The organism is Paenarthrobacter sp. CM16, from assembly GCF_013179505.1.
In the GTDB taxonomy this organism is placed as follows: Bacteria; Actinomycetota; Actinomycetes; order Actinomycetales; family Micrococcaceae; genus Arthrobacter.
The window spans coordinates 1-1,629 of record NZ_JABMCX010000510.1 but is presented as its reverse complement, the minus strand read 5'-3'; the positions used below and the strand labels follow the sequence as shown (position 1 = coordinate 1,629).

Below are 1,629 nucleotides of genomic sequence, written 5' to 3'. Positions count from 1 at the left end.
TAGAAGCAGATCATCATGCCCAGGGCGGTGATGGTGTCCCACAGCGCATTCTCGGACACGGTCCTGGTGATCACGTAGAAGCCGGCGGCTGCGATCGCAGCGGCGATGGTTGCGAAGCTCGGCGACTTGTAGGTGGGGCTGATCTTGCCGAACTTGGGTGAGATGGCGCGGTAATGGCCCATGGCCAGCATGGTGCGTGCCGGTGAGACGAACGTCGACTGCAACGATGCCGCCGAACTGCTCAGGATGGCCAGGGACATGAGGATCGCGAACGGCCCCATCACTGGACCAGCCAGCACGGCAAAGATGCTGGACTGGTTCTCCGGGTTGCCCGCACCCAGTCCGGTCTCGCCAACGCCCGCGAAGGACAGGGTTGCCAGCGCAACGGTCATGTAGATGACCACGATCACCAACACCGTGATGGTGGCTGCACGGCCAGGGGTTTTCTCGGGGTTCTTCGTTTCCTCGTTCATGGTGAGGGTGACGTCCCAGCCCCAGTAAATGAAGATCGAGAGCGACACACCCGCGGCGAAGGAGGAGAAGGAGTCCACGGCGAACGGGTTGAACCAGTCCGGTGAAATGGCGGTGGCATCGAAAGCCGTGCCGTTCGCTACGTGGGCGAACGCAGAGACCGCGAACCAGCCCAGAACCAACAGTTGGAAGGCCACCAGCACGTACTGGACGCCCTTGGTGGTCTCCATGCCGCGATACGAAATCCAGCAGGCAAGGCCTATGAACACCAGCGTGGCGGCGATGTTCAGGGGCAGGATTTTGCTGAGCTCCCCCAAGGAGGGATTACTGAAAATCTGCGCGAGCATCAGGTAGAAGAAGTCCACGGCGACGGCGGCAAGGTTGGACAACACAATGATGGTTGCGGCAATCAGCCCCCAGCCACCCATCCATCCGATCCACGGACCAAACGCGCGCGTTGCCCACGTGAAGGAGGTACCGGCGTCGGGCATGGCGTTGTTGAGTTCGCGGTAGCCGAGCGCCACCAGCAGCATGGGGATGAAGCCCACCAGGAAGATTGCGGGCAGGTGTACGCCCACCTCGGACACAGTGGGGCCCAGGGCCGCTGTCAGCGTGTAGGCGGGCGCGATGCAGGAAACACCAATCACGACGGCGCCGATCAGGCCCACCGATCCGGCTTTCAGTCCCTTTTCACTCAGGGATGACGTTTCTTTCGACTGGACCGTCTTTGGTGCAGTTGACATGGGTTTTGCCTCTCAGGCGATTGCTAGGAGCTTTGACGCGTGTAGTCGCGGGGAACCACGATCATGGGGACAGGGAGGGCGCGAAGGATCCGGTTGGCGGTGCTGCCCAGGAACGTGGCACGGTGCTGGGCGAGACGGCTGGAGCCGATCAGCAGGATTTCGCCGTCTTCGAAGTCGAGCCGGTCAACGGCTTCTTCGATGGTGCGGCCTTGGGCTACCACGATCTCGGGTTCGGGGACAGCTGCGGAACCGGTCGTTTCGGACGAACTCCCGACGGCGGCAAGCCGGTCGGCGGCATGCACCCAGGCGGCGTCGGCCAGCCCGGGCGAGTTACCGCCGTCGAGGGCCAGCAGGGAGACGAGCCGCAACGGGAGGCCACGATCGCGCGCGGACTCGACGGCGACGTCGAGCAGTT

The 1,629-nt window shown here is 63.1% G+C and carries 2 protein-coding genes; both read right to left on the bottom strand.

Going from position 1 to position 1,629, the window contains the following annotated elements; translation table 11 throughout:
* A partial coding sequence (locus HP499_RS23995) for an APC family permease (RefSeq protein WP_172326532.1) occupies nt 1-1,214 on the bottom strand: 1,214 nt, incomplete at its 3' end.
* A 23-nt stretch (nt 1,215-1,237) separates the two neighbouring features.
* A partial coding sequence (locus HP499_RS23990) for a universal stress protein (protein WP_172326531.1) occupies nt 1,238-1,629 on the bottom strand: 392 nt, incomplete at its 5' end.